Consider the following 25682-nt stretch of genomic DNA (forward strand, 5'->3'; position numbering starts at 1 on the left):
CGCTCCCCCCAAAAGAAAAACCCCCGATGCTCATCGAACCCGCCAGCCGCATCCAGCCCGCCGGAACCGTCCTGCCGCCCAACGACACCTGCGAGGCGCTCGCGCGCCGCCTGCGCGCCGAGACGCAAGGGGAGGTGCTGTTCGACGCCGGTTCGCGCGGCCGCTACGCCACCGACGCCTCGATCTACCAGATCACGCCGGTCGGCGCCTTCGTGCCGAAGACCGAGCGCGACATCGCCACCGCCATCGACGTGGCGCGCGAGCTCAAGGTGCCGGTGCTCGCGCGCGGCGGCGGCACCAGCCAGTGCGGCCAGACCACGGGCGCGGCGCTGGTGATCGACAACAGCAAGCATTTCCGGCGCGTGCTCGACCTGGACCTCGAAGCGGGCACCGCCACCGTCGAGCCAGGGCTGGTGCTCGACCACCTCAACGCGCAGCTCAAGCCGCACGGCCTCTGGTATCCGGTCGACGTGTCGACCAGCGCCCAGGCCACGCTGGGCGGCATGGCCGGCAACAACTCCTGCGGCTCGCGCTCCATCGCCTACGGCAACATGGTGCACAACGTGCTCGGCGCGAGCGCCTGGCTGTCGAGCGGCGAGCTGGTGGACTTCGGGCCCGTGGGCACGCTGGGCGTGCGCGCCGCGGGCATCGCGCAGTTCGTGCGCGGCCTCGCGCGCCAGCACCGCGAGGCGATCGCGGCGAACTGGCCCAAGGTGATGCGCCGCGTGGCCGGCTACAACCTCGACATCTTCGACAACCAGAGCGAGAAGCCCTACACGGCCGACGGCAGCGTGAACCTCGCGCACCTGCTGATCGGCGCCGAGGGCACGCTGGCCTACACGCGCAGCCTCACGCTCAAGCTGGCGCCGCTGCCGCGCGCCAAGGTGCTGGGCATCGTCAACTTCCCGACCTTCCACGCGGCCATGGATGCCGCGCAGCACATCGTCAAGCTCGGGCCCACCGCGGTCGAGCTGGTCGACCGCACGATGATCGAGCTGAGCCTCGCGAACCCGGCCTTCAAGCCCACGGTGCAGACCGCGCTGATCGGCAAGCCGGCCGCGATCCTGCTGGTGGAGTTCTCGGGCGCCGAGAAGGCGCCGCTGCTGCAGGCGCTGGCACGACTGGTCGAATTGATGGGCGACCTGGGCCTGCCGGGCAGCGTGGTCGAGATGCCCGACGAGGCGCGCCAGAAGAACCTCTGGGAGGTGCGCAAGGCCGGCCTCAACATCATGATGAGCCTCAAGGGCGACGGCAAGCCGGTGAGCTTCATCGAGGACTGCGCCGTGCCGCTAGCGCACCTGGCCGAGTACACCGACGCGCTGACCGAGGTGTTCGCGCGCCACGGCTCGCGCGGCACCTGGTACGCGCATGCCTCGGTCGGCACCCTGCATGTGCGGCCGATCCTCGACATGCGCGCCGATGGCGGCGCCAAGATGCGATCGATCGCCGAGGAGGCCTCGGCGCTGGTGCGCAAGTACAAGGGCGCCTTCAGCGGAGAGCACGGCGACGGCCTGTGCCGCGGCGAATGGATCGAGTGGCAGTTCGGGCCCGCGATCAACGAGGCCTTCCGCGCGATCAAGCACAAGCTCGATCCCGTCGGCCTGTTCAATCCCGGCAAGATCATTGACCCGCCGCGCATGGACGACGGCGCGCTGTTCCGCTTCGCGCCGCCGACCGCGCCGAAGCCCTATCGCCGCATCGAACTCAAGCCGGTGCTCGACTGGTCGGCCTGGAACGTCAATGCCGACCCGGTGACCGAGCAGACCTCCGCGCCCGGCACCGGCGGCGACAGCACCGGCGGCCTGGCCAAGGCGGTCGAGATGTGCAACAACAACGGCCACTGCCGCAAGTTCGACGCCGGCACCATGTGCCCGAGCTACCGCGTCACGCGCGACGAGCAGCACCTCACGCGCGGCCGCGCCAACACGCTGCGGCTGGCGCTGTCGGGCCAGCTCGGCCCCGATGCCTTCACCGGCGAGGCCCTGCACGAGACCATGGACCTGTGCGTGGGCTGCAAGGGCTGCAAGCGCGACTGCCCGACCGGCGTGGACATGGCGAAGATGAAGATCGAGTTCCTGGCCCACTACAAGCGGCGCCATGGCCACACGCTCAAGGACCGGCTGGTGGCGCGGCTGCCCGACTACGCGCACCGCGCGAGCCGGCTGCCGTGGCTCCTGAACCTGCGCAACAGCGTGCCGGGCGCCGCCTGGCTCGGCGAGAAGCTGCTGGGCTTCTCGGCCAGGCGCTCGCTGCCGGCCTGGCGCGGCGACACCTTCTGGCGCGCCAGGGATGGCGAGCCCGGCCTGTTCGCCGATCGCGACACGGTGCTGGCGATCGCGCGGCGCGGCGGCAAGGCCGCGGTGCTGTTCGTCGACACCTTCAACGGCACCTTCGAGAGCGAGAACGCGCTCGCGGCCGCGCGCGTGCTGCAGGCCGCGGGCTATGTGCTGCACACGGTCGAGAAGCGCGGCGCGCACCATTGCTGCGGCCGCACCTACCTGGCCAGCGGCATGGTGGAGGAGGCCCAGCGCAAGGCCGAGGCCCTGATCGATGCCTTGCTGCCGCTGGCGCGCGCGGGCGTGCCGGTGGTGGGCCTGGAGCCCTCGTGCCTGCTCACGCTGCGCGACGAGACGCTGGTGATGGGCTTCGGCGAGAAGGCCGAGACCGTGGCGAAACAGGCGCTGCTGTTCGAGGAGTTCGTCGCGCGCGAGGTCCGCGCCGGCCGTTTCGAGCTCGCGCTCAGGCCGGCCGAGGCGCCGATCCTGCTGCACGGCCACTGCCACCAGAAGGCCTTCGGCGCGGTGAGCCCGGTGCTCGAGGTGCTGAAGCTGATCCCGGGCGCCGCGCCCGAACTGATCGAGAGCTCGTGCTGCGGCATGGCCGGCAGCTTCGGCTATGAGGCCAGCCACTACGAGGTCTCGATGCGCATGGCCGAAGCCAGCCTGTTGCCCGCGATCCGCGCCAAGCCCGGCGCCATCGTGGTGGCCGACGGCACGAGCTGCCGGCACCAGATCGCCGATGGCGCGCAGCGCGAGGCGGTGCATGTGGCGGTGCTGCTCGAGCGCCTGCTGGTGCAGGCGGACGCCGGCGTGCACTGAGCGGCCGATTCACGCGCGACAGCGCGGCGGCGCGGCCTGCCGCAGAATGGTGCCTCCCCGTGCACCGCCCGATGTCGACCACCCTGACTTCCTCCGCCCCCGTGCCGCCCACCTTGCGGCTGGCCTTCGCCCTGTCGATGGGCGCGGCCGTCTCGCTCGGCATCACGCGCTTCGCCTATGCGCTGCTGCTGCCGCCGATGCGCGACGACCTCGGCTGGAGCTATGCGCTGGCGGGCGGCATGAACACCGCCAACGCGGTCGGCTACCTGGCCGGCGCGCTGGTCACGCCGGCGCTGATGCGGCGCTTCGGCGTGAGCCGGCTGCTGGTGGTGGGCGCGGTGCTCGCGAGCCTGTTCATGGCCGGCAGCGGCTTCGTCACCGCGGCGCCCGCGCTGCTGCTGCAGCGGCTGCTCGCGGGCATCGCGAGCGCCTGGGTGTTCGTGGCGGGCGGGTTGATGGCCGCGCGGCTCGGCGAGGCCGATGCCTCGCGCGGCGGCCTGCTGCTGGGCATCTACTACGGCGGCACCGGCTTCGGCATCCTGGCCTCGGCGCTGCTCGTGCCGCAGGTGCTGCAGGCCGCGGCGGGCGAACCGCATGGCTGGGCCTGGGCCTGGTGGGCGCTGGCGGTGGCCAGCGGCGTGGCGACCGTGCTGCTGGCCTGGGCCGGCCGCGCGCTGCCCGATCGGCCCGCGCCCGTGCCCGCCGCCGCGGCGCCCGGTGCCGCACCCGGCGCGCCGGTCGCGCTGCGGCGTTTCGGCTGGGCGCTCGCGGGCTATGGCTTCTTCGGCATCGGCTACATCGGCTACATGACCTTCGTGATCGCGCTGCTGCGCGAGCAGGGCGCGAGCGCGGGCTTCGTCACGCTGTTCTATTCGCTGCTGGGCATCGCCTGCATCGCCTCGTCGCGGCTGTGGGCCGGGCTGCTCGATCGCTACCGTGGCGGCCAGCCGCAGGCGCTGCTCAACGGGCTGCTGGGCGTGGCGACCTTGCTGCCGGTGCTCAGCGCCTCGGCGCCCATCGCGCTGGTCTCGGGGCTGCTGTTCGGCGGCGTGTTCCTCTCGGTGGTGGCCTCGACCACCGCGCTGGTGCGCCACAACCTGCCGTCCTCGCGCTGGGCCCAGGGCATCAGCGTCTTCACCATCGTGTTCGCCTTCGGCCAGATCGTGGGCCCGACCATCACCGGCTGGATCTCCGACGGACCGGGCGGACTGGCGCGCGGCCTCGTGGGGTCGGCGATCGCGCTGTGGCTCGGAGCCGTGCTGGCTTCGCGCCAGCATGCGCTGGAACCCGCATGAACGCCGGCTTCGCCGTGTTCGATACCGCGCTCGGCGTCTGCGGCGTCGCCTGGGGTCCGCAAGGATTGGTCGGCGTGCAACTGCCGCAGGACGACCCCACCGAGCAGCCCGCGCGCCGTCGCATGCGCCAGCGCTTTCCGGAGCTGCCCGAGGCCGAGCCGAATGCCGAGGCGCGACGCGCCATCGCCGCCGTGCAGGCCTTGCTGGAAGGCGCGCAGGACGACCTGCGCGACATCGTGCTCGACATGCGCGGCCTGTCCGACTTCCATCGACGCGTCTACGAGCTCGCGCGGCGCATTCCGCCGGGCCACACGCGCACCTACGGCGAGATCGCCGAGGAACTGGGCGACAGGACGCTGGCGCGCGCGGTGGGCCAGGCCATGGGCCTCAATCCCTTCGCGCCCGTGGTGCCATGCCACCGCGTGCTGGCGGCCGGCAACAAGCCCGGCGGCTTCTCGGCCGGCGGCGGGGCGCTGACCAAGCTCAGGATGCTCGATATCGAGGGCGCGCGGCCGAACGGGATGGCGTCCCTGTTCTAGCAACGTTCAGCAGCTGGCTCAAGGACGCGACCTCGCGCCGTTCCCCGCCCCGATGGGTGTCGGCAGCTCGCACCTTCGCGCCGAAATCGAGGGAGGTCCTGCGCTCCAGTTCCGCGATGCTCACGTGGTAGCGCTTCACCTTCTCGAAGCTCACGCGCGCCAGGGCCGCTTCGGACAGCACGGCCTCGGGCACGTAGTCGATGAGCGGCGTCTGGTCGATGCTCAGGGCGGTCGCCCGCAACTGGCCGTCCTCCACGCGCAGAACGATCTTCCAGTACTCGCGCGGGGCCTTGAACCCGGCCATTTCGGGCATGCCGCGGTCCCAGGGAATGTCGTTCTCGTCGTCGAAGATCGGTCCGGTGAACACGCTCACGCGCGCCTGGTCCGCCACCGCGTTGTTGAGCGCGAAGTCCTCGAGCGCGCGCCAGTACAGCGTGCCGCCCGCGTGCGCGGCGGCTTCGGCGCCCGGCTTTCTCTTGCCCATGTTGAAGAAGCCCACCTGCGGCGATCGGTTGGTCACGTGGAAGGTGTCGGCATTGGCGCGCACGACGATGTCGTCCGGGCCCCAGAGCGGATCCTGCCGGCGCGTCAGGTGGCCTTGCTGGAAGATCCGGTTCGCATGGTCCGCCTTGCGCTTGTCGACGATGGCCGCGCCCTGCGCGTCGTAGGCCGTCTGTCCCGCGTACAGCGCGGGCGGGGTCTGCTCTTCCTCGGGGATGCGCGGATCGATGAACCAGAGCTCGCTGGCCTCCGGGGCCTCGTCCGCTTCTTCCTCGCCCGGATGGAAGGCGGCGATGACGCCGGTGCTGCGGTCGTAGCTCTTGGCCAGCCGTCCGTCGATGTTGGTGGCCGTGAAGCAGGCCAGCCGCCGTTCCTTGTGCATCACCACGCTGAAGTGTTCGTACGCCAGTTCGTACCTGGGCCGGCCCGCCTTGGGACGCGTGTTGACGGAGACCGCGCGCAGGGCCGCCGCGCCGCGCGGCTTGGGCAGGGGAACGGCAACGCCGGGCAGGAAGTCGGGCTGGTAGCCGTCGCGGTTGCCGTAGTCCGGATCGACCTGGACCCGTGCCTCCTCGCCGGTGCCCGGCGGCATTGCAGCGGCGGGCAGTTGCGGTGCGGCGTCCTGCGCGGGGCCGCGGGCCGGGTAGCCGCCCAGCTGCACGCTCACGCGCAGCGGGATGGTCCAGGTCGCCGTGCCGTCGCTGGCCACGTCGACCGATGCGCCGAGCGACGCGTCATGCGCCACGGCCGGCGCGGACTCCACCGACGACAGCACCTGCGGGTCCAGCCCCGCGGCGATGGCCTCGGTGATCTTCTCGCGCTCGCGCGCCGGCAGGCCGCTCTTGCGCGTGTTCATGTCGGTCACGATGGCGCTGATCCGGATGCCCTCGTTGACCGTCTTGGCGATCCGCTTTCCGTTCTGGTCAAGAAGGTCGCGGTGCGGCGATCCCCAGTGGTGCAGGGCGATCACCTGCCACAGCACGTTGAAGACCGGCGAGCCCGAGGAACCCGGCTCGGTGTCGGCCACGTAGTGCAGCGTGGTGCTCGCGCGCGAGACCAGCTGGTTCTCGCGCAGCACGGCTTCCTTCATGCGGCCGTCGGGGTGCTGGACGATGTTGGCGTGGTCGCCCAGCTGGTGCTTGTCGCGGGCCGCGGAGATCGGCAGGAAGCTGTAGCCCGCGAGCGTGCCGGGGCCGCTCAGGCGGCCGCCGACCGCCAGCACGGTGTAGTCGAGGTCGTCCTGGTCGTTGGTGAGGAAGCAGGCCTCGGGCGCGAAGGCGAAGCGCGTCGGCACGCGCGGGCGTCCCGCGAGGTCGCGCTCGTAGTCGAACTCCACCAGCAGGTCCGCCGCATCGGCCTTGGAGCCGATCACGTGGTTGTTGGTGAGGAACAGGACGGGCGAGATCATGAAGCCGGTGCCCAGGCCCTGGCCGTCGCGCGTCGCGATCCGCGCCACGGCGCGCGCCGCATAGGCGCCACGCTGCAGGAAGGCGACGTCGACGAAGTCGATCGTCTTGCCCCAGACCTTTTCCGCGCCCGAATGCGGCGCCTCGCGCGCGGCCTCCTGCACCGGCAGGCCGATCCGTCGCTGCAGCACGGCGCTGCGGCGCAGCATCTCGGGCTCGGCGTCGCCGGGCCGGCCGGCGCCGATCGCATCGAGCGAGCGCTGGATCTGTTCGGCCTGCTGCTGGATGCGCAGGCGCGCGGCGACACCGATGTGGGCGGGCTCGTTCATGTTCTCCTCCAACTGGCCGCGGGGGCGGCGGCGATTGCGGATTCGCGGACCGTCTCGCTCGCCTTTTAGAGGGCCTTGATGACAGGACGATGCAAAGGCACGGCCGCGTCAGGCGCTCTGGATCAACCGCCGCAGCTCGTCGACGTGCCGGCGCAGCGCCGCGTCGTCCATCGCCGTGTAGCCGATCACCAGCCCCGGCGGCAGGTCCTTGCGCCGGCAGAAATCGGAGATCGACTGGAAGCGCAGCCCCTGCCGCGCGGCCGCGCGCAGGAACGGCTCGAGCGCCATGTCCGGCGGCAGCCACCACACGAGGTGGAAGCCCGCGTGTTCCCCGGTGACATGCAGCCGCGCGGGCTCGAGCGCTGCCCGGAGGCCGCCGAGCACGAGATCGCGGCGCCGCGCATAGACCAGGCGCGCGCGCCGCACATGGCGCGCGAAGTCGCCGCTCTCGAGGAAGCGGGCCAGCGCCATCTGCTCGATCACGCCGGTGGAGCGCCCGGCGATGTGGCGGGCGCGGCGGAAGTCGGCGACAAGCGCGCGCGGCAGCACCATGTAGCCGATGCGCAGCGCGCCGAACAGGGTCTTGTTGAAGCTGCCGCAGTGGATCACGCGGTCTGCCGCATCGAGGCTCTTGAGGGCGGGCAGCGGGGCGCTGTCGTAGCTGAACTCGCTGTCGTAGTCGTCCTCGACCAGCCAGGCCTGCGCGGCTTCGGCCCACGACAGCAGTTCGAGCCGACGCGACACGGGCATCGTGATCCCGCTGGGCGACTGGTGCGCGGGCGTGACATGCGCGAGCCGCGCATCGGGATGTTGGCGCGCATGCGCGACCGGGAAGCCCTCGGCATCGATGGGCACCGGGACCGCCTGCCGCCCATGCTGGCCGAAGATCGGCGCGGCATGCAGGTAGCCGGGGTCCTCGAGCAGGACCTTGTCGCCGGGCGCGAGCAGCAGCCGCGCGCAGAGGTCGAGCCCTTCGCGGATGCCCGAGACGACCACGATCCGCTCGGCCTCGCAGGCGATGCCGCGTGCCACCCCGAGGTAGCCGGCGATCTGCTCGCGCAGCTCGGGCAGTCCGAAGGGGTCGTCGTCGCCGAGTTGCGCCGCGGTCACGCGCCGCGCGCTGGCCTGCAACGCGCGGCGCCAGAGATCGAGCGGGAACAGCGCCGGATCGGCCACGCGCGCCATGAAGGCCTGGTGGGCCTCGGTGGCGGCGAGCGGCGCCATGTCGGTCTTCCAGGCCGGCCGCGAGCGGGGCGTGGCCGGGCGCCGCTTCGCGTCGCCGACCTCGAAGAAGCGGTCGGGCACCTGCGCCGCCACATAGGTGCCCGATCCGGCCCGGCTGACCAGGTAGCCCTCGCTGCGCAACTGGTCGTAGGCCGCGTCGACGGTCACGCGCGATACCTGCCAGCGCTGCGCGAGTTGCCGGGTGGAGGGCAGGCGCGCGCCCCTGGCCAGCGCGCCGTCGAGGATGCGGGCGCGGATCTGGCGGTAGATCCAGGCCTGCTTGGCTTCGCCCTCGCGCGGTGGTTCCGTCGCGAGATCGAGGTTCGATGGCGTGCGCCGGGCCTGCGGGGGGCTGGAAAGTGGCCTTATCGCTTTCTCCAAAATGGATCTACAGGCAAGACCACATTCTATTTAGATTCGCGTCCAAGGCATTCCACCCACGAAGCTCCCCATGACGACGAAGCCCACGCATTTCTTCTGCACCCTCGCGCCCGACGGCCCGCGATTTCCCCTCGATGGCGCGGGCAGCCTGCTCGACGCGGCGCTGGCGCAGGGCGTGGCCGTGCCGTTCTCCTGCAAGCGCGGCGAATGCGGTTCGTGCCGCGCGCAGCTGCTCGAAGGCGGCGTCGAGCGCATCGCGCCGCCTTCGGAGGCGGCCTACCAGGTCGACGCGGGCGAACTGCTGATGTGCCAATGCCGCGCCACCAGCGACCTGCGGCTGCGCTTCGCGCACTGGAGCGCGCCGGCGCTCGCGCCATCGCGGCATTCGGCGAAGGTGCTGGTTTGCGAGCCGCTCACGGCCAAGGTCACGCGGCTCGTGGTCGAGCTGCAGAGCGCCGAGCCCTTCCGCTGCGCGCCGGGCCAGCATGCGCAGTTCGTGCTCGAGGACGGCGAGCACCGCAGCTTCTCGATCGCCAACCGGCCGTCGGAAGAGGGCGAAGCCTCGAACCGGCTCGAGTTCCATATTCGCCGCATGCCGGGCGGCCTGTTCACCGAGCAGCGTCTCGCGGCGCTGCGGCCCGCGGACCTGCTCGAGCTCGAAGGGCCCCATGGCGCCTTCGTCTGGCAGGCACCCGCCGACGGAATCGAGCACCTCGTGCTGCTGGCCACCGGCACCGGCTTCGCGGGCGTTCGGCCGATCCTGCGGACGGCGCTCGCGAGCGGCGCGTTCCGCACGGTGTCGCTTTACTGGGGCGTGGCCGAGCCCGGCGACTGCTATGCGGCCGCATGGCTCGACGAGATGGCGCGCGTGCACGCGGGCTTTCGCTGGACCGCGGTGCCGTCGTCACGCGTGGAGGGCAAGCAGCATGTGCAGCACGCGGCATCGAAGGCCGCGCACGACTGGGCGCGGACCATCGTCTATGCCTGCGGCAACCCGGCCATGGTGCGCGACGCGCGGGCGCTGTTGCAGGCCGAGGGGCTGCCGAAGGCGCGCTTCGTCTCCGAGGTGTTTCTGCCGAGCACGAAGCAGGTCGTGCGCCATCCCTGGGAGAAGGTGGGCGCCACGTTCACGCGCGACGGCATCCTCGAGGCGCGCCGCCGCTCGATGGAGGCGCTGCCGCAGATCGCCGCGCTGATCGAGCCCGGCATGACCACCGGCGAGGCGATCGCGGTCGCCGACCGGCATCTGCGCCGGCTCGGCGCCGCCTACAACTGGCATCCGACCTATGTGCGCTTCGGGCCCGACACGCAACGCACCTCGCGCGAGCCGGTCGACCGCCAGCGGCGCCTGCGCGAGGACGACGTCTACACCGTCGACCTGGGCCCGGTCTGGGATGGCTACGAAGGCGACTACGGCGATACCTTCGTTCGCGGTGCCGATGCCGACCACGCGCGCGTCACGCGCGCGGCGCGCGGCATCTTCGAACGCGCGCAGGAGGCCTGGCGGCAGGGGCTGAGCGGCGCCGCGCTCTACGACTTCGCGAGCGGCCTCGCGCGCACGCATGGCTGCGCGCTGGTGCGCGAGACCGGTGGCCACCGCGTCTCGGACTTTCCGCATGCGCTCTACGGCAAGCACCGCCTGGCCGAGGCCGACTTCGTTCCGGGCGACGGCATCTGGGTGCTCGAGGTCCAGGTGCGTGATCTCGAACGGCCGATCGGTGCCTTCTTCGAGGACGTGCTTCTTAAGAATTGATTCAGAACATTCCTAGCTCTGCGGCCTAGAGTTCGGCAATGACTGTGAACCGTATCGAACCCAGGCCGTTTTTCCTTCCTCGCACCTTCCGTTCTTCCGCGCCGCGCATGGCGCTCGCGGCTCTTGCCGCGGGCACGCTGCTCGCGGGCTGCGTGACACCGGGCGAGCATGCGCGCGAACAGCGCATGCGCGACGAGCAGAACTGCATGGCCTATGGCTTCCGACCCGAAAGCCCGGCCTACGCGCGCTGCCTGCAGAACGAGAACCTCTCGCGCCAGGACCGCGACAACCTGCAGGACATCGAATCGCGCCGCCGCTCCGACGACTACCGCCGCCATGGCGGTGGCGGCGGCTGGGAGCGCGAACGCGAACGGGAACGCGATCGCTACGACCGCCTCAACGACAACCAACGACAGGCGCTGCGCAACTGCGACCTGCTGCCGCCCGCCAACCAGCCGGGCTGCCGCGCGATGGTCTGGTCGACGCTCAAGTAGGGCTGCGCAACGCCGCCGCCGAGGGGGCGGCATCGAGCTTCGCGAGCGCGATCACGGCCGCCTGCAGCACGAAGCCCGCGAGCGCGAGCAGCAGGCAGCCGGCTTCGCCCCAGAGCGCGCCGGCCCCCGCGCCGAGCGCCGCGCCCACGGGCCGCGCGCCGGCATTCACCGTGAGGAACACGGCCGAGACGCGGCCCAGCATGCCCGCGGGTGTCACGCCCTGGCGCAAGGTGGTCGAACTGATGGTCCACACCATCGGCCCGGCGCCGAACACGAACAGCGACAAGGCCGCGAGCCCGGCGCTGGGCCACCGCAGTGTCGACGCCATCAACACCGCGGCCAGCACCGCGCTGAAGGGACCGACGCGGATCGCACGGCCCGGGCTCGTGCGCGCCGCGATGTGCGGCGTGAGCAGCGCGCCCACCACCATGCCCGCGCCATACATCGCGAGCGTGAGCCCCACGCCCTGCGCGCCGAGCCCGAGCGCGCGCACCGCATGCGGCACGTAGCCGGCCTGCAGCACGAACCACGCGATGTTGAAGATGGCGCCGGTCAGCAGCATCGGCCGCAACCAGGCATGGCTCAGCACGAAGCGCGCGCCTTCGCGCAGTTCGGTCCACGGATGGCGCGCGGCGGGCATGCGGCGCGCCGGCTCGGGGAGCTTCCACAGCAGGGCCACGGCCGCGGCCGACAGCGCCGCCGCCAGCACGAAGGCCGCGCCCGCGCCGGTCCAGGCCACGAGCGCGCCCGCCACGGCGGGGCCGGCCGCGAAGGCCGCGCTGCGCGCCAGCTCGATGCGGCCATTGGCGCGCGCCAGCGCTTCGCGCGGCACCAGCTCGGGCACCAGCGCGGGCGCCGCGACGCTGAAGGCCACGGTGCCGATCGCGCCGATGAAGCCCAGCAGCGCCATGCCCGCGATGCCCATGCGCGCCGACCACGGCGCCGCCAGCAAGGCGAGCATCAGCAAGAGCGACAGCGCGCGCAGCACTTCGGCGCGCAGCATCAGGCGCCGGCGCGGCATGCGGTCGGCGAGCAGGCCCAGCGGCATCGCGAGCAGCAGGAAGGGCAGGGTCTGCACGGCCGCGAGCAGCCCGGTCTCGGCGGCGCCCGCGCCATAGGCCATCACGGCGACCAGCGGCACCGCGGCCAGGCCGAGCTGCTCGGCCGACTGCGCCGCGAGGTTGGCATGGGCCAGGTGGAGAAAGGGGCGGGGCAGGGCGGAGGACATGAGGCGATGGTCGTGGACCGCGCCGCATCGGGCTGGCCGAAAACGGACCCGCAAAAGAAGACTCTTTTGGAAGTCCTTCCGCGACTTTCGCGAAACCTTCGCGCCCTCTGCGTTCGGCTGTCCGCCTTCCGGTCCGTCGATCAGCCCGCGCCGGCCTGCTGCGCGAGAAGCATGTCCTCGAACCAGTCCGCCACCTGCCGCGCCTCGGGCGCCGCGCCCGGTGCGAGCCCGTAGTAGTAGCGCTCGAGCCGCATGCGCAGCGCGGGCAGCGGCGAGTGCAGCCGGCCCGAGGCGAGGTCGTGCGACACCAGCGAGGTCGGCGCGAGCGCGATGCCCAGGCCGTCGACCGCGGCCTGCAGCACGAAGTGCAGGTGATCGAACTGCAGCCGCCCGGCCGGCCGCACGCGCGGCGCGCCGACCTGTTTCTTCCAGGCCTCCCAGTCCTCCTTGCGCGTGCGCGCCGACAGCTGCACGTGCGCGGCCAGCGCGCGCAGGTCGCGCAGCGGATGGGCCTTGAACAGCGCGGGCGCGCCGACCACCAGCACCTCGTCCTCGAGGAAGGGCCGCACCGCGATCGCGCCGGGCCAGCCCTCGAGCCCGCGGCGCACCGCGATGTCGAAGCTGTCGGCCACCTGCTCGGGCATCACGGTGCTCGTGATCACCTGCGGCTCGATGTCCGGATGGCGCTCGACGAAGGAGGGCAGGCGCGGGATCAGCCAGCGCACCGCGAACGAGGGCCGCACGTTGATGCGCACCGTGCGCGCCGCGCCCTGCGCCTGCAAGGCACGCGCGGCGGCGCCGATCTGCGCCAGCGCGGGCTCGACCTCGGCGAAGAACTGCTGGCCCTCGGCGGTCAGCGCGACCTGGCGGATGCGGCGTTCGAACAGCGCCACGCCGAGGAAGGCCTCGAGGCCCTTGATCTGGCGGCTGATCGCGCTGTGGGTGACGTGCAGTTCGTGCGCCGCGCGCGTGAAGCTCAGGTGGCGCGCCGCGGCCGCGAAGGCGCGCACGGCGTTCAGGGGAGGCTCGCGGGACGGCATGCGTGCGATTTTGTCACGCATGCGGCGCGTTAATGTCGTTTGTCGGCGCGGGCTTTGCGGGCGCACGATGCGGGCTCGATGTCTTCTTCCCGCCGTTCCGCTTCCGTCCCCGCCACTCTCGCGGCCCCCGTCTCCGCCACCGACCGCAACTCCCGCCATGCCGCGCTCTCGCTCGGGCTCGCGCTGCCGGGCGACGTGGTGCTCTACCTCCTGCTGCCGATGTATGCCGCGCAGTTCGGCGTCACGCTCGCCGAGGCGGGGCTGCTGCTCGCGGCCAACCGCCTCGTGCGCATCGCCGGCTATGGCTGGGTGGCCGACTTCTATGCGCGCCACGGCGACCGCCGCACCTGCACGCTGGCCGTCGCGGGCGCGGTGCTGTGCTGCCTCGGCTATGCCACGCTCTCGGGGCTGTGGTTGCTGCTGCCGTTGCGGCTGGTCTGGGGCCTGTGCTTCGCGGCCTTCAACCTCTCGACGCAGGCGCTGGCCACGGCCGACCCCGTGGGCGCCGCGCGCCGCAGCGGCCGCTCGCGCGCCTTCATCGCGCTCGGGCCGGTGGTGGCGCTGCCGCTGGGCGCGCTGCTCGCGCACTGGAGCGGGCCGCGCACCATCTTCTGGCTGCTGGCGGGCGTGGCGCTGCTCGGGCTGCTGGCCGCGCGCCGGTTGCCGACGGCGCCGCATCCGGTCGCGGTGGCGGCCAGGCGCTTCCAGCGGCCGAACAGCCTCGACGGCTGGTCCTTCATGGAAGGGCTGGCGCTCGACGGCCTGTTCATCGTCGGCCTGTCGTACCTCGGCAAGGACCTGCTGCCGGGCGCGGCGGTGGTGGTGGCCGGCCTGCTGATGGCAATGCGCTACCTCTCGGAGATCGCGCTCGGCCCCGTGGGCGGCCGCATGGCCGAGCGCTTCGGCGCCGAGCGCCTGCTGGTGAGCCTGTCGCTGCTCACGGCGCTGGCGCTGGTGGGCTTCGGCCTGGGCTGGCTCTGGAGCTGCGCGGCGCTGATCGTGGTGCTGCGCGCGCTGCAACTGCCGCTGATCGCGCCCATCGTCGCGCACCGCACGCCCGGACCCGAGCGCGTGCAGGCGTTGGCCGCGCGCTCGACCTGGCGCGACATCGGCGCGGGCGCCGGGCCGGTGCTGGCCGGGCTGCTGTTGCCCATTGCCTCGTCGGCCTGGGTCTACGGCGTGGCGGCGGTGCTGCTGGCCGCCATGGCCATCGCCTGCGGGCGCAGTGCCGCGAAACTCGAGCCCTCCCCGGATTCCCTTCACCATCGACCGTCATGACCCACGACCCGCACGCGATCCAGACCCTGGCCCAGCTCCAGGCCCTGTTCGGCCAGCCCGGCGAAGCCTCGCTCAAGAAGGAGATCGACTGGCTGCATCCGTCCTACCGCGCGCTGATCGAAGCCTCGCCGTTCGCGGTGCTCGCCACCCTCGGGCCGGACGGCCTCGATGCCTCGCCGCGCGGCGATCCGCCGGGCTTCGTGGCGGTAAAGGACGAGAAGACGCTGTGGATGCCCGAGCGCCGCGGCAACAACCGCATCGACAGCCTGCGCAACATCGTGGCCGATCCGCGCGTGGCGCTGCTGTTCCTGATCCCGGGCGTGGGCGAGACCCTGCGCGTCAACGGCCGCGCACGGCTCACGGTCGATCCCGCGCTGCTCGCGCGCTTCGCGGTGGAGGGCAAGGCGCCGCAGTGCGTGATCGAGATCGCGGTCGAGACCGTGTTCTTCCAGTGCGCGCGCGCGATCCAGCGTTCGCGGCTGTGGGCGCCGCGGCCCGATGAGGCGCGGCCCGACGTGCCCACGCCCGGCGCGATCCTGTCGGCGCTGACCGATGCCGCCTTCGACGGCGCGAGCTACGACCGCGAGCTGCCGGCGCGGCAGAAGGCCACGCTGTACTGAAGGAGCGCAAAAAATTTTGCGAAGGACTGAGGGTTTGGCGCCCTTCGTTCGTCTTCAGGAGGTCGGTCCCGTTTCGGACCCTCGAAGACAGCGAAGAAAGCCCCGCCCGCCATGCACCCCGGTCAGTCCCCGTTCGAATCCCTGCAGCCCCCGAGCCCGGTGCCGCGCCGCCGCTCCAAGTCCTTCGTGCTGCGCTGGTGCGGCAACGGCTGCGGCGACGCGGCGGTGGTCGGGCCGCTGGGCTGGTGGCCCTGCTGCTCGAAGGAGTGCTGGGAGGCCTGGCGAAAGCTCGAGGCCGTCCGGGCCGCGGACGCGACCCGGCGCGCCGGCGCGGCCTCCTGAACGCGCTTCAGGCGCGGCCGGGCGCCGCGGCCTGCTCGGTGCGCGCGTCGTGGCCGATGATCAGCACCAGCACGAAGGCCACGGCCGCCAGCAGCGCGAGGAAGATCACCGCGTAGATGTCGTTGCCCATGCGGTCCTTGAGCGTGCCGAAGATGGTCGGGCCGATGTAGCCGCCGAGGTTGCCGATCGAGTTGATCCAGGCGATGCCCGCGGCCGCGGCCGTGCCGCTGAGGATCGCGGTGGGCAGGGTCCAGAAGGTGGGCAGGGCACTGAAGATGCCGAAGGCCGCGAGCGTCACGGCGGCCATCTTCGGCACCGGCGCGCTGGTCTCGGCCGCCAGCACCAGGCCGACGAAGATGCAGGCCAGCGGGATCAGCAGGAACCACTTGCGTTCCTTGCGCGCGTCGGAGGCGCGGGTCCAGAACAGCATCGCGATCGCGCCCACCAGGTAGGGGAAGGCGTTGATGAAGCCGATCTCCACGTTGCCCAGCCCGCCGAAGCCCTTGATGATCTGCGGCAGGAAGAAGCTCAGGCCGTACAGCGGCACCGTGATGCCCATGTAGACGAAGCCCAGGCCGATCACGCGCGGGTTCAAGAGGGACTGCTTCCACGAGATCTGGTTGATCGACTCGCGGTTGCGCCGCTCGGCGTCGAGCGTGCCCTGCAGCCAGGTGCGCTCCTCGTTCGTGAGCCACTTCGCGTCCTTCGGACCGTCGGGCAGGTAGAACAGCACGAAGAAGGTCAGGATCAGCGAGGGGATCGCCTCGAGGATGAACAGCCACTGCCAGCCGTGCATGCCGCCCATCCCGTCCATGTTGAGGATGAAGCCCGAGATCGGCGAGCCGATCACGGTGGAGATCGGGATCGCGAACATGAACCAGCCGACGATGCGCGCGCGGTAGGCCGAGGGGAACCACAGCGTGATGTAGAAGATGACGCCCGGGAAGAAACCGGCCTCGGCGATGCCGAGCAGGAAGCGCACGACGTTGAAGCTGGTCGAGCCGCCGACCCAGGCCTGGGCCGCCGACAGGATGCCCCAGCTGAACATGATCCGCGCGATCCAGCGGCGCGCGCCGAAGCGCTCGAGCGCCATGTTGCTCGGCACCTCGAACAGGAAGTAGGCGATGAAGAAGATGCCGGCCGCGCTGCCGAACACGGCCGCGCTGAAGCCCAGGTCCTTGGACATGGCGGCGCCGGCGAAGCCGAGGTTCACGCGGTCGAGGTAGGCGATGAAGTAGCTGACCATGAGCAGCGGCAACAGCCGCCAGCTCATCTTCGAGATGGTTCTCTGCTCGATCGGATTCACGTGTTGTCTCCTGTTGTGTGTGATAGGGGAGGCGTCGAGGAAAAGCCGCGGCCCTCGGACCATGGTAGGCCGGCGAGGGCCGCCATTCCTGACGTGGAAATGATCGAGGCGCCAAAGCACGGGGCAGGGCGCTTGTGCACCTTCCCCGGCCGGCCTGCACCGGGCCCGGGACTCGACCGGTTCGCGCATATGGTTATCGCTTTTCCATCGTTCCGGCCCCCGGGGCGCAGGTATAGCCTTCGTGACGATCCACGCTTTGCCGACCCGCCCCGATGTCCACGAACGCCGCTTCCTCCCCGTCTTCTTCTCCCGCCGAACCCACCGCCTCCCGTGGTCCCTCCGTCGCCTGGATCGCGGGCGTCGGCGCGAGCGCGGGCCTCGGTGCCGCGCTCGCGCGGCGCTTCGCGCAGGAGGGCTTGGTCGTCGCGCTGACCGGCCGCACGCCGCAGCAGCTCGAGGCGGTGGCCGCCGAGATCGCGGCCGCGGGCGGCACCGCCCATGCCTTCGCGGCCGACGTGGCGAGCGAGGCCGAGGTGCACGGCGTCGGCCAGCGCGTGCGCGCGCTCGGGCCGCTGTCGGTGGCGGTGTTCAACGCCTCCAGCGCGGCGCGCGCGCCCACGCTCGAGATCTCGGTCGAGCAGTTCACCCAGGCCTGGCGCACCAGCACGCTCGGCGGCTTCGTGTTCGCGCGCGAGGCGTTGCGCGGCCTGCTGGCCAATCCCTTCGAAGGCGCCATGCCCGCGGGGCGCGGCAGCCTGCTGTTCACGGGCGCCACCGCCGCGCTGCGCGGCAAGCCGCCGTTCGCCGCCTTCGCGGCCGCCAAGGCCGGCCTGCGCTCGCTGAGCCAGAGCCTGGCGCGCGAGTTCGGCCCGCAGGGCATCCACGTCGCCCATGTCGTGATCGACGGCGGCATCGACGGGGAGCGTCTGCGCAGCGGCTCGCCGCAGCGCGCCGCGCAGGCCGGCGAGGACGGACTGCTGCAGCTCGATGCCATCGCCGAGAGCTACTGGCAGCTGCATGCTCAGCATCGCAGCGCCTGGACGCAGGAACTCGACCTGCGGCCTTTCAAGGAGCCCTTCTGATGTTCCGGGACCGGCCGTGAGCACGCGCAAGCAACTGCGCCTGGGCGCCTTCATGCGCCCGGTCAGCATCCATACCGGCGCCTGGCGCTACCCGGGCGCCTGGCCCGACGCCAACTTCAACTTCGAGCGGCTCAAGCAGCTCGCGCAGACGCTGGAGCGCGGCCGCTTCGACGCCTTCTTCATGGCCGACCACCTCGCGCTGCTCAACATGCCGATCGAGGCCTTGCAGCGCAGCCACACGGCCACCTCGTTCGAGCCCTTCACCCTGCTGTCGGCGCTGGCGCAGCACACGCGGCACCTCGGGCTGATCGCCACCGCCTCGACCACCTTCGACGAGCCGTTCCACATCGCGCGCCGCTTCGCCTCGCTCGACCACCTGAGCGGCGGCCGCGCGGGCTGGAACATCGTGACCACGTCCAATCCCGACGCGGCGCTGAACTTCGGCCGCGAGGACCACATGGAGCACGACGCGCGCTACGACCGCGCGCGCGAGTTCCACGACGTGGTGACCGGCCTGTGGGACAGCTGGGCCGACGATGCCTTCGTGCGCGACGTCGACAGCGGCCGCTTCTTCGATCCGGCCAAGCTGCATGTGCTGGGCCACAAGGGCGAGCACCTGTCGGTGCGCGGGCCGCTGCACATCGCGCGGCCGGTGCAGGGCTGGCCGGTGATCGTGCAGGCCGGCGCCTCGGAGGCCGGGCGCCAGCTCGCGGCCGAGACGGCCGAGCTGATCTTCGCGGCGCCGGGCACGCTGGCGAACGCGCGTGCCTTCTATGCGGACATCAAGTCGCGCATGCGCAAGCTCGGGCGCGACCCCGAGCACCTCAAGATCCTGCCGGGTGCCTTCACCATCGTGGCCGACACGGTCGACGAGGCGAAGGCGATCCGCGCCAAGCTCGACAGCCTGGTGCACTACGACAGCGCGATCGCCTCGCTGTCGATCGCGCTGGGCCACGATGCCTCCAGCTTCGACCCCGACGGCCCGCTGCCCGAGGTGCCGCCCACCAACGCGAGCCAGAGCGGGCGCGAGCGCGTGATCGAGCTGGCCCGGCGCGAGAACCTCACGGTGCGCCAGCTCGCGCAGCGCCTGGGCGGCTATGGCGGCCTGGCCTTCGTCGGCACCGCCCGGACCATCGCCGACGAGATGCAGGAATGGCTCGAGAGCGAGGGCTCCGACGGCTTCAACGTGATGTTCCCGTGGCTGCCCGGCGGGCTCGATGCCTTCGTCGACCGCGTGGTGCCCGAACTGCAGCGCCGTGGCATCTTCAGGCAGGAATACGAAGGTCGTACCCTGCGCGAGAACCTCGGCCTGCCGCGGCCGGCCAACCGTTTCTTTCCGCAAGATTAGCGGGGGGCGAGGCGAGGGGACACTGGGCGCGCCGCCGGCGCGCGGGCGGCGCATTGGCGACAATCGCTCCAATGCGTTCCTCTCCCTTCTTCCGCATGGCCCTGCTGCTGGGCCTGCTCTCCGCCATCGGTCCCTTCGCCATCGACATGTACCTGCCGGCCCTGCCGGCGATCGGCCAGAGCCTGCGCGCCGACATCGGCGCGGTGCAGATGAGCCTCACGGCCTTCTTCATCTCGCTGGGCGCGGGCCAGCTGCTGTACGGGCCGGTCTCCGACATGGTGGGCCGCAAGCCGCCGCTGTACGCGGGCCTCGCGGTGTTCGCGATCGCCAGCGTGGGCTGCGCGCTGGCGACCGACATCCAGACCCTGATCGCGCTGCGCTTCATCCAGGGCCTGGGCGCCGCGGCCGGCATGGCGATCCCGCGCGCGGTGGTGCGCGACCTGCACACCGGCACCGATGCCGCGCGGCTGATGTCGCTCTTGATGCTGGTGTTCAGCATCTCGCCGATCCTCGCGCCGCTAGTGGGCAGCGGCGTGATCGCGGTCACCGGCTGGCGCGGCGTGTTCTGGGCCGTGACCGTCGCGGCCGTCGCCGGCCTCGCGATGATGGCCACCTTGCTGGCCGAGACCCGGCCGGCCTCGGAGCGCGTCGAGAGCAGCATCGGCAGCGCACTGTCGGCCTACTGGCTGCTGCTGCGCGACCGCCACTACCTGGGCCTGGTGTTCATCGGCAGCTTCGCGATGGCGGGCTTCTTCACCTACCTCGCGAACTCCTCGTTCGTGATGATCGACCACTACGGCCTGTCGCCCGCGCTCTACAGCGTGGCCTTCGGCGTGAACGCGGCCGCCTTCTTCGGCGCCTCGCAGTTCAACGGCGCGCTCGGCGAGCGCTTCGGCCTGGCGCGGCTGGTGAAGTTCGGCGTGGCCGGCTGCGGCGTGGCGATGGTCGCCATGTTCGCCTACTACGCCATGGGCGGCGACAGCCTGTGGGTGATGATCGTGCTGTACTTCATCGCCTCGGGCTTCATGGGCTTCGTGATCCCGACCACCGGCGTGCTGGCGCTCGAGATGCACGGCGCCATCGCCGGCACCGCCTCGGCGCTCTTGGGCACGCTGCAGATGCTGACCGGCGCGGTGGCGATGGCGGTGGTGGGCGCCTTCACCGACGGCGGCCCGCTGCCGATGGTGACCGGCATGGCCGCGGGCGCGCTGATCGCTGGCGTGCTGACCTGGCTCACGCTGGGCGGCGGGCGCGGCACGCAACCGGCGCGCCGGGTGCAGGAGGCCTGATGAGCAGCGTGGCGGCCAGCCTGGGCACCGAGGGCGGTGCGCGCGTCAGCGATGGCCTCGACCAGCCCGCGCGGCGCTGGTCGATGCTGGTGATCATCCTCGGGCTGATCGTCTCGGTGCTCGACGGCACCATCGTCAACCTCGCGCTGCCGGGCATCGCGCGCGAGCTCAACGCCAGCGCCTCGCAGTCGATCTGGGTGGTCAACGCCTACCAGATCGCCATCCTCGTGATGCTGCTGCCGCTGGCCTCGCTGGGCGACCTGGTGGGCTACCGGCGCGTCTACCTGGTGGGCATGGCGGTGTTCACGCTGTCCTCGGCGGCCGCCACCTTCGCCAACTCGCTGACCACGCTGATCGCCGCGCGCGCCTTCCAGGGCCTGGGCGCGGCCGGCATCATGAGCGTGAACGCGGCGCTGGTGCGGCTGACCTATCCGTCCTCGCAGCTCGGCAAGGGCATGGCGATCAACTCGCTGGTGGTCGCCACCTCGTCGGTGGCCGGGCCCTCGGTGGCGGCGGCCATCCTGTCGGTGGCCTCGTGGCCGTGGCTGTTCGCCATCAACGTGCCGCTGGGCATCGTCACCTTCGCGCTCGGCATGAAGGCGCTGCCGTTCAACCGCGTGGCGCCGGCCGCGGGCCTGCGCTTCTCGCCGGTCGACGTGACGCTCAACGTGCTGATGTTCTCGCTGGTGTTCCTCGGCGTCGACCGCCTGGGCGTGCGCGAGGGCGGGGTGGCGGCGGGCGGCCCGCCGCTGAGCGCCTGGCTCACGCTGCTGGCCGGCGTGGCAGTGGGCTTCGTCTACCTGCGCCGGCAGCGCAAGCTCGCGGTGCCGCTGTTCCCGATCGACCTGCTGCGCATCCCGGTGTTCGCGCTCTCCATGGGCACCTCGGTGGCGGCCTTCTGCGCCCAGATGCTGGCCTACATCGCGCTGCCGTTCCTGCTGCTCGAGGTCTACGGCCGCAGCCATTTCGAGGCCGGCCTGCTGATCACGGCCTGGCCGCTGGCGATCGTGGCGATGGCGCCGCTGGCCGGCCGGCTGATCGGCCGCTATCCCGACGGGCTGCTCGGCGGCATCGGCCTGGGGCTGATGGCCGCCGGCCTGTTCTCGCTGGCGCTGCTGCCGGCGCACCCGGTCAATGCCGACATCGCCTGGCGCATGGCGCTGTGCGGCCTGGGCTTCGGGCTGTTCCAGTCGCCGAACAACCACACCATCGTGACCTCGCCGCCCGCGCACCGAAGCGGTGCGGCCAGCGGCATGCTCGGCACCGCGCGGCTCACGGGCCAGACCCTGGGCGCGGTGGTGCTGGCCGGCGTCTTCAGCCTCTGGAGTCCGCACGGCGGCCACGGGCCGGTGGTGGCGCTGGTGCTGGCCGGCTGTTGTGCCGGTGTCGCCGCAATCTTCAGCAGCTTGCGGCTCAGGACGACGGGACACGCGGGCTGAATAGGTTAGGGTACGGCCCCATGAAGGAAGTACCTGACACGGTGGTATGCCCGGGCTGCGACGCGGTCTATGCCCGCGCCGAACTGCAGCCGCGCGAGGTGGCCCATTGCGCGCGCTGCGGCACCGAGATCGGCCGCCACCCGGGCGCGCAGGAAAGCCGCATCCTGCCGCTGACCGTGACCAGCCTCATCATGTTCGCGATCGCCAACCTGTTCCCGATCGTCGAGATCGAGCTGCAGGGCCTGCGCAGCCAGACCACGCTGGCCGGCGCGGTGGTGGTGCTCGGGGCCGAGGGCATGTCGGTGGTGGCGCTGCTGGTGCTGGCCACCACCATCCTGTTCCCGCTGCTGCAGCTGTGCATCCTGGTCTACCTGCTGATCCCGCTGCGGCGCGAGCACCGGCCGCTGGGCTTCGCGATCCTGGTGCGGCTGATGCAGTCGCTGCGGCCCTGGGGAATGATCGAGGTCTTCCTGCTCGGCGTGCTGGTGGCCGTGGTCAAGCTCTCGAGCATGGCGACGGTGGTCGCGGGGCCGGCGCTGTGGGCCTTCATGGCGCTCACGGTCACGCTGACGGCGGTGCTGTCGTTCAACCCGGGCGCGTTCTGGGAGATGACCTTCCGCGCCGCCGGCGACGAGGACGAGCAGGGGGCTTCCGCATGAAGTTCCCCGCCTTGCGCAGGCCGCCCGCGCCCGAACCGGAACCCGCCGCCGACCCGCCGGTCGTCACCGCCGCCTCGCTGGGCCTGCTGGCCTGCCCGCACTGCGCGGCCGTCTGGCAGGACGCGCAGGAGGGCGACGCCTGCGGGCGCTGCGGCACGCACCTGCACACGCGCAAGCCGCAGAGCCTCACGCGCACCTGGGCCTTCCTGATCGCGGCCTGCATCATGTACATCCCGGCCAACCTGCTGCCGGTGATGATCACGCGCACGCTGTTCGGGGCGCAGTACGACACCATCCTCAGCGGGGTGATCTATTTCTGGGTCTCGGGCGCCTACGGGCTCGCGGCCATCGTCTTCATCGCGAGCTTCCTGGTGCCGCTGTTCAAGCTGGCGGTGCTGTTCCTGCTCGTGGTGATGGCCCAGCGCGGCAGCAGCTGGCGGCAGCACGAGCGGGCCAAGCTCTATCACATCATCGAGATCATCGGCCGCTGGTCGATGCTCGACGTGTTCGTGGTGTCGCTCCTGACCGGCCTGGTGCAGATCCAGGGCTTCGCGGTGATCACCGCGGGCGTGGGCATCGCGGCCTTCGGCTCGGTGGTGGTGCTGACCATGCTGGCCTCGCTGAGCTTCGATCCGAAGCTCACCTGGGACAGCCGGCAGGCACAGGCCGTGCAAGAGAATTTCGAGAACAGGGAAGAACAAGCAGCATGAGTGAAGAAGAACGACCGCAAGACCGACCGGCGCCGTCCGCGCCGCCATTGCCGAGGCCGCAGGTCAAGCGCCGCCGCGAGTGGCTGCCCTCGCTGATCTGGCTGATCCCGATCGTGGCCGCGCTGGTCGGCGTGATGCTGGTGGCGCGCATCCTGATGGAGCGCGGCCCCGAGATCGTGCTGACCTTCAAGACCGCCGAGGGCCTGGAGGCCGGCAAGACCGCCGTCAAGTACAAGGACGTGCAGATCGGCCTGGTGCAGAGCCTGCGCCTGGCGCGCGACCGCTCGCACGTGCGCGTGCTGGTGCAGCTCAACAAGGAGGCCGAGGGCTTCACCTCCGAGGACTCGCGCTTCTGGGTGGTGCGGCCGCGGCTCGACACCTCGGGCATCTCGGGCCTGAACACGCTGCTGTCGGGCGCCTACATCGGCGCCGACGCCGGCGTGTCGAAGGAGACCTCGGGCGAGTTCAAGGGCCTGGAGGCGCCGCCCATCGTCACGCGCGACGACTCGGGCCAGCAGTTCCTGCTGCGCGCGGCCGACATCGGCTCGCTCGACGTCGGCTCGCCCGTCTACTTCCGTCGCATCAAGGTGGGACAGGTCGCGGCCTACGAGCTCGACGGCGACGGCCGCGGCGTGACGCTGCGCGTGTTCGTCAACGCGCCCTACGACAAGTTCGTGGGCGTCAACACGCGCTTCTGGCAGGCCAGCGGCATCGATGCGCAACTCAGCGCCAGCGGCTTCACACTGCGCACCCAGTCGCTCGCGACCATCCTGCTCGGCGGCATCGCGTTCCAGGCGCCCGACGACGCCATGGGCCCGCTCGCGAAGGAGAACACGGCCTTCATGCTGGCGGCCGACGAGACCACGGCGATGAAGGAGCCCGACGGTCCCTCGCAGACGCTGCTGATGTATTTCAACCAGTCGCTGCGCGGCCTGGTGCCGGGCGCGCCGGTCGACTTCCGCGGCGTGGTGATCGGCGAGGTCAAGTCGATCGGCGTGGAGTTCGACCGCGCCGAGCGCGAGTTCCGCATGCCGGTGCTGGTGCAGATCTATCCCGACCGGCTGCGCCGCCGCAGCACCGATCGCGCGAGCGAGAACGAGCCGCGCTTCTCGCAGCAGGAGCGGCTGCGCTTCCTCACCGAGAAGGGCCTGCGCGCGCAGCTGCGCAACGGCAACCTGATCACGGGCTCGGTCTACGTCGCGCTCGACTTCTTCCCGAAGGCGCCGCCCGCCAAGATCGACCTGAGCAAGAGCCCGATCGAGCTGCCGACCATGGCCAACAGCCTCGACGAGATCCAGTCGCAGGTGCAGGAGATCGCGAGCAAGCTCAACAAGGTGCCCTACGAGCAGATCGCGCAGGACCTGCGCACCACGCTGGCCACGCTCAACAAGACGCTGACCGCCACCGAGCAGACGGTGAGCCGCATCAACAACGACGTGACGCCCGAACTGGCCGCGGCCATGAAGGACGTGCGCAAGACCGTGAACTCGGCCGAGCGCACGCTGGCCGACGACTCGCCGCTGCAGCAGGACACGCGCCAGATGCTGCAGGAACTCACGCGCGCCGCCGGCTCGGTGCGCGTGCTGACCGACTACCTCGAGCGCCATCCCGAATCGCTGCTGCGCGGCAAACCGGACGACAAGAAATGACGAAGACGCACAGCCGAACCCTTCTCGCCGGCATCGCCGTGCTGGCCGCGCTCGCCGCGGGCTGCGCGAGCAAGCCCGACAGCTACTACACCCTTGCCAGCAGCGTGCCCGCGGACCAGATCGCCGCGCCCGCCGCCAGCGGTACCGTGCCGCTGGCCATCGAGCTCGCGCCCGTGGCCGTGCCCGAGCGGCTGGCCCGGCCGCAGATGGTGGTGCGCAAGCCCGGCGGCAGCGTGCAGGTCGAGGTGCTCGAGCAGCACCGCTGGGCTTCGTCGTTCGAGAACGAGCTGCGCGACGCGCTGGCCAGCGGCATCGCCACGCGCCTGGGCGCGCTCGACGTCAGCAAGGGCGGCCGCCCCAATGTGCAGCCGGTGTGGCGCATCGCGGCCCAGCTCAAGCAGTTCGACGCGGTCGACGGCGGGCGCGTGGAAGCGGCCTTCAGCTGGACCCTGCGGCGCGCCGACGAGCCGCGCACCCTGGTGTGCAGCTTCGAGGCCGGCGAACCCGTGGGCACCGGCATGGACGCGGTGGCGCAGGGCGCCCAGCGCGTGACCGCGGCCGCAGCCGCGGCGATGGCGCGCAGCGTGGCTGCCGCGCGCGCGAATCCGTCGGCGACCGCCTGCGCGCCTTGATGGCGGCCGTCCCGCGCCAGCAGCGGGGCGGGGCAGGGCG

21 protein-coding genes are annotated in these 25682 nt (G+C 71.5%); 16 read left to right on the forward strand and 5 right to left on the reverse strand.

The window, feature by feature from the left end:
• The first annotated feature begins 26 nt into the window (after positions 1-26).
• The 3 genes from KV106_RS00745 (at position 27) to KV106_RS00755 (ending at position 4932) form a co-directional block, all read left to right on the forward strand.
• A complete protein-coding gene (locus KV106_RS00745) occupies positions 27-3098 on the forward strand; it encodes an FAD-binding and (Fe-S)-binding domain-containing protein (RefSeq protein WP_261205685.1) in 3072 nt (1023 codons plus the stop codon).
• A 71-nt stretch (positions 3099-3169) separates the two neighbouring features.
• Positions 3170-4393, forward strand: coding sequence for a YbfB/YjiJ family MFS transporter (locus KV106_RS00750; protein WP_261205686.1), 1224 nt, complete (start codon positions 3170-3172; stop codon positions 4391-4393).
• On the forward strand, positions 4390-4932 hold the full coding sequence (locus KV106_RS00755; protein WP_261205687.1) for a methylated-DNA--[protein]-cysteine S-methyltransferase: 543 nt from the start codon (positions 4390-4392) through the stop codon (positions 4930-4932). Before KV106_RS00750 ends, KV106_RS00755 begins: the two co-directional genes overlap by 4 nt.
• Here KV106_RS00755 and KV106_RS00760 read toward each other — a convergent pair.
• Together KV106_RS00760 and pdxR are read right to left on the reverse strand one after the other, a co-directional pair.
• A complete protein-coding gene (locus KV106_RS00760; RefSeq protein WP_261205688.1) occupies positions 4877-7168 on the reverse strand; it encodes a DNA/RNA non-specific endonuclease in 2292 nt (763 codons plus the stop codon). The genes KV106_RS00755 and KV106_RS00760 overlap by 56 nt on opposite strands.
• A gap of 108 nt (positions 7169-7276) precedes the next feature.
• On the reverse strand, positions 7277-8773 hold the full coding sequence (pdxR, locus tag KV106_RS00765; RefSeq protein WP_261205689.1) for a MocR-like pyridoxine biosynthesis transcription factor PdxR: 1497 nt from the start codon (positions 8771-8773) through the stop codon (positions 7277-7279).
• A gap of 70 nt (positions 8774-8843) precedes the next feature.
• On the opposite strand from pdxR, the gene KV106_RS00770 reads away from it, so the two are divergent.
• Together KV106_RS00770 and KV106_RS00775 are read left to right on the forward strand one after the other, a co-directional pair.
• Positions 8844-10526 carry an NAD(P)H dependent flavin oxidoreductase family protein gene (locus KV106_RS00770; RefSeq protein WP_261205690.1) on the forward strand — a complete coding sequence of 561 codons (1683 nt, stop codon included), beginning with the start codon at positions 8844-8846 and terminating at the stop codon, positions 10524-10526.
• A 107-nt stretch (positions 10527-10633) separates the two neighbouring features.
• On the forward strand, positions 10634-11020 hold the full coding sequence (locus KV106_RS00775) for a hypothetical protein (protein ID WP_261205691.1): 387 nt from the start codon (positions 10634-10636) through the stop codon (positions 11018-11020).
• On the opposite strand, the gene KV106_RS00780 is transcribed toward KV106_RS00775, so the two are convergent.
• The gene (locus tag KV106_RS00780; protein WP_261205692.1) at positions 11013-12248 is read right to left on the reverse strand and encodes an MFS transporter; all 1236 of its coding nucleotides are present in this window, start codon (positions 12246-12248) and stop codon (positions 11013-11015) included. The genes KV106_RS00775 and KV106_RS00780 overlap by 8 nt on opposite strands.
• A gap of 140 nt (positions 12249-12388) precedes the next feature.
• A complete protein-coding gene (locus tag KV106_RS00785; protein WP_261205693.1) occupies positions 12389-13288 on the reverse strand; it encodes a LysR substrate-binding domain-containing protein in 900 nt (299 codons plus the stop codon).
• Between the two features lie 78 nt (positions 13289-13366).
• Between KV106_RS00785 and KV106_RS00790 the strand changes: the two genes are divergently transcribed.
• From KV106_RS00790 to KV106_RS00800, 3 genes are all read left to right on the forward strand, one after another.
• On the forward strand, positions 13367-14566 hold the full coding sequence (locus tag KV106_RS00790; RefSeq protein ID WP_261205694.1) for an MFS transporter: 1200 nt from the start codon (positions 13367-13369) through the stop codon (positions 14564-14566).
• Entirely contained in the window at positions 14563-15186 is a 624-nt protein-coding gene (locus KV106_RS00795; protein ID WP_261205695.1) for a pyridoxamine 5'-phosphate oxidase family protein, read from the forward strand. Before KV106_RS00790 ends, KV106_RS00795 begins: the two co-directional genes overlap by 4 nt.
• Positions 15187-15297: 111 nt before the next feature.
• On the forward strand, positions 15298-15528 hold the full coding sequence (locus tag KV106_RS00800) for a hypothetical protein (protein WP_261205696.1): 231 nt from the start codon (positions 15298-15300) through the stop codon (positions 15526-15528).
• Positions 15529-15535: 7 nt separating this feature from the next.
• Here the strand turns inward: KV106_RS00800 and KV106_RS00805 are convergent, their stop codons facing one another.
• The gene (locus KV106_RS00805; RefSeq protein ID WP_057597463.1) at positions 15536-16834 is read right to left on the reverse strand and encodes an MFS transporter; all 1299 of its coding nucleotides are present in this window, start codon (positions 16832-16834) and stop codon (positions 15536-15538) included.
• Positions 16835-17106: 272 nt separating this feature from the next.
• Between KV106_RS00805 and KV106_RS00810 the strand changes: the two genes are divergently transcribed.
• The 8 genes from KV106_RS00810 (at position 17107) to KV106_RS00845 (ending at position 25642) form a co-directional block, all read left to right on the forward strand.
• Complete coding sequence (locus KV106_RS00810) at positions 17107-17916, forward strand: SDR family NAD(P)-dependent oxidoreductase (RefSeq protein ID WP_261205697.1); 810 nt, start codon at positions 17107-17109, stop codon at positions 17914-17916.
• Between the two features lie 52 nt (positions 17917-17968).
• Entirely contained in the window at positions 17969-19264 is a 1296-nt protein-coding gene (locus KV106_RS00815) for an LLM class flavin-dependent oxidoreductase (RefSeq protein WP_409976474.1), read from the forward strand.
• Positions 19265-19335: 71 nt separating this feature from the next.
• Positions 19336-20553, forward strand: a complete 1218-nt coding sequence (locus KV106_RS00820) for a multidrug effflux MFS transporter (protein ID WP_057607291.1) — start codon at positions 19336-19338, stop codon at positions 20551-20553.
• Positions 20553-21992 (forward strand): MFS transporter, encoded by a 1440-nt coding sequence (locus KV106_RS00825; protein WP_057597465.1) that lies wholly within the window; start codon positions 20553-20555, stop codon positions 21990-21992. The genes KV106_RS00820 and KV106_RS00825 overlap by 1 nt, the downstream gene beginning before the upstream one ends.
• Positions 21993-22012: 20 nt before the next feature.
• On the forward strand, positions 22013-22651 hold the full coding sequence (locus tag KV106_RS00830) for a paraquat-inducible protein A (RefSeq protein WP_057597466.1): 639 nt from the start codon (positions 22013-22015) through the stop codon (positions 22649-22651).
• Complete coding sequence (locus tag KV106_RS00835) at positions 22648-23361, forward strand: paraquat-inducible protein A (RefSeq protein WP_057597467.1); 714 nt, start codon at positions 22648-22650, stop codon at positions 23359-23361. Before KV106_RS00830 ends, KV106_RS00835 begins: the two co-directional genes overlap by 4 nt.
• Complete coding sequence (locus tag KV106_RS00840; RefSeq protein WP_057597468.1) at positions 23358-25010, forward strand: PqiB family protein; 1653 nt, start codon at positions 23358-23360, stop codon at positions 25008-25010. Before KV106_RS00835 ends, KV106_RS00840 begins: the two co-directional genes overlap by 4 nt.
• On the forward strand, positions 25007-25642 hold the full coding sequence (locus KV106_RS00845) for a PqiC family protein (RefSeq protein ID WP_057597469.1): 636 nt from the start codon (positions 25007-25009) through the stop codon (positions 25640-25642). Before KV106_RS00840 ends, KV106_RS00845 begins: the two co-directional genes overlap by 4 nt.
• The last annotated feature ends 40 nt before the right edge of the window (positions 25643-25682 follow it).

Origin of the sequence: Variovorax endophyticus (assembly GCF_025376855.1) — a bacterium.
Lineage (GTDB): Bacteria > Pseudomonadota > Gammaproteobacteria > Burkholderiales > Burkholderiaceae_C > Variovorax.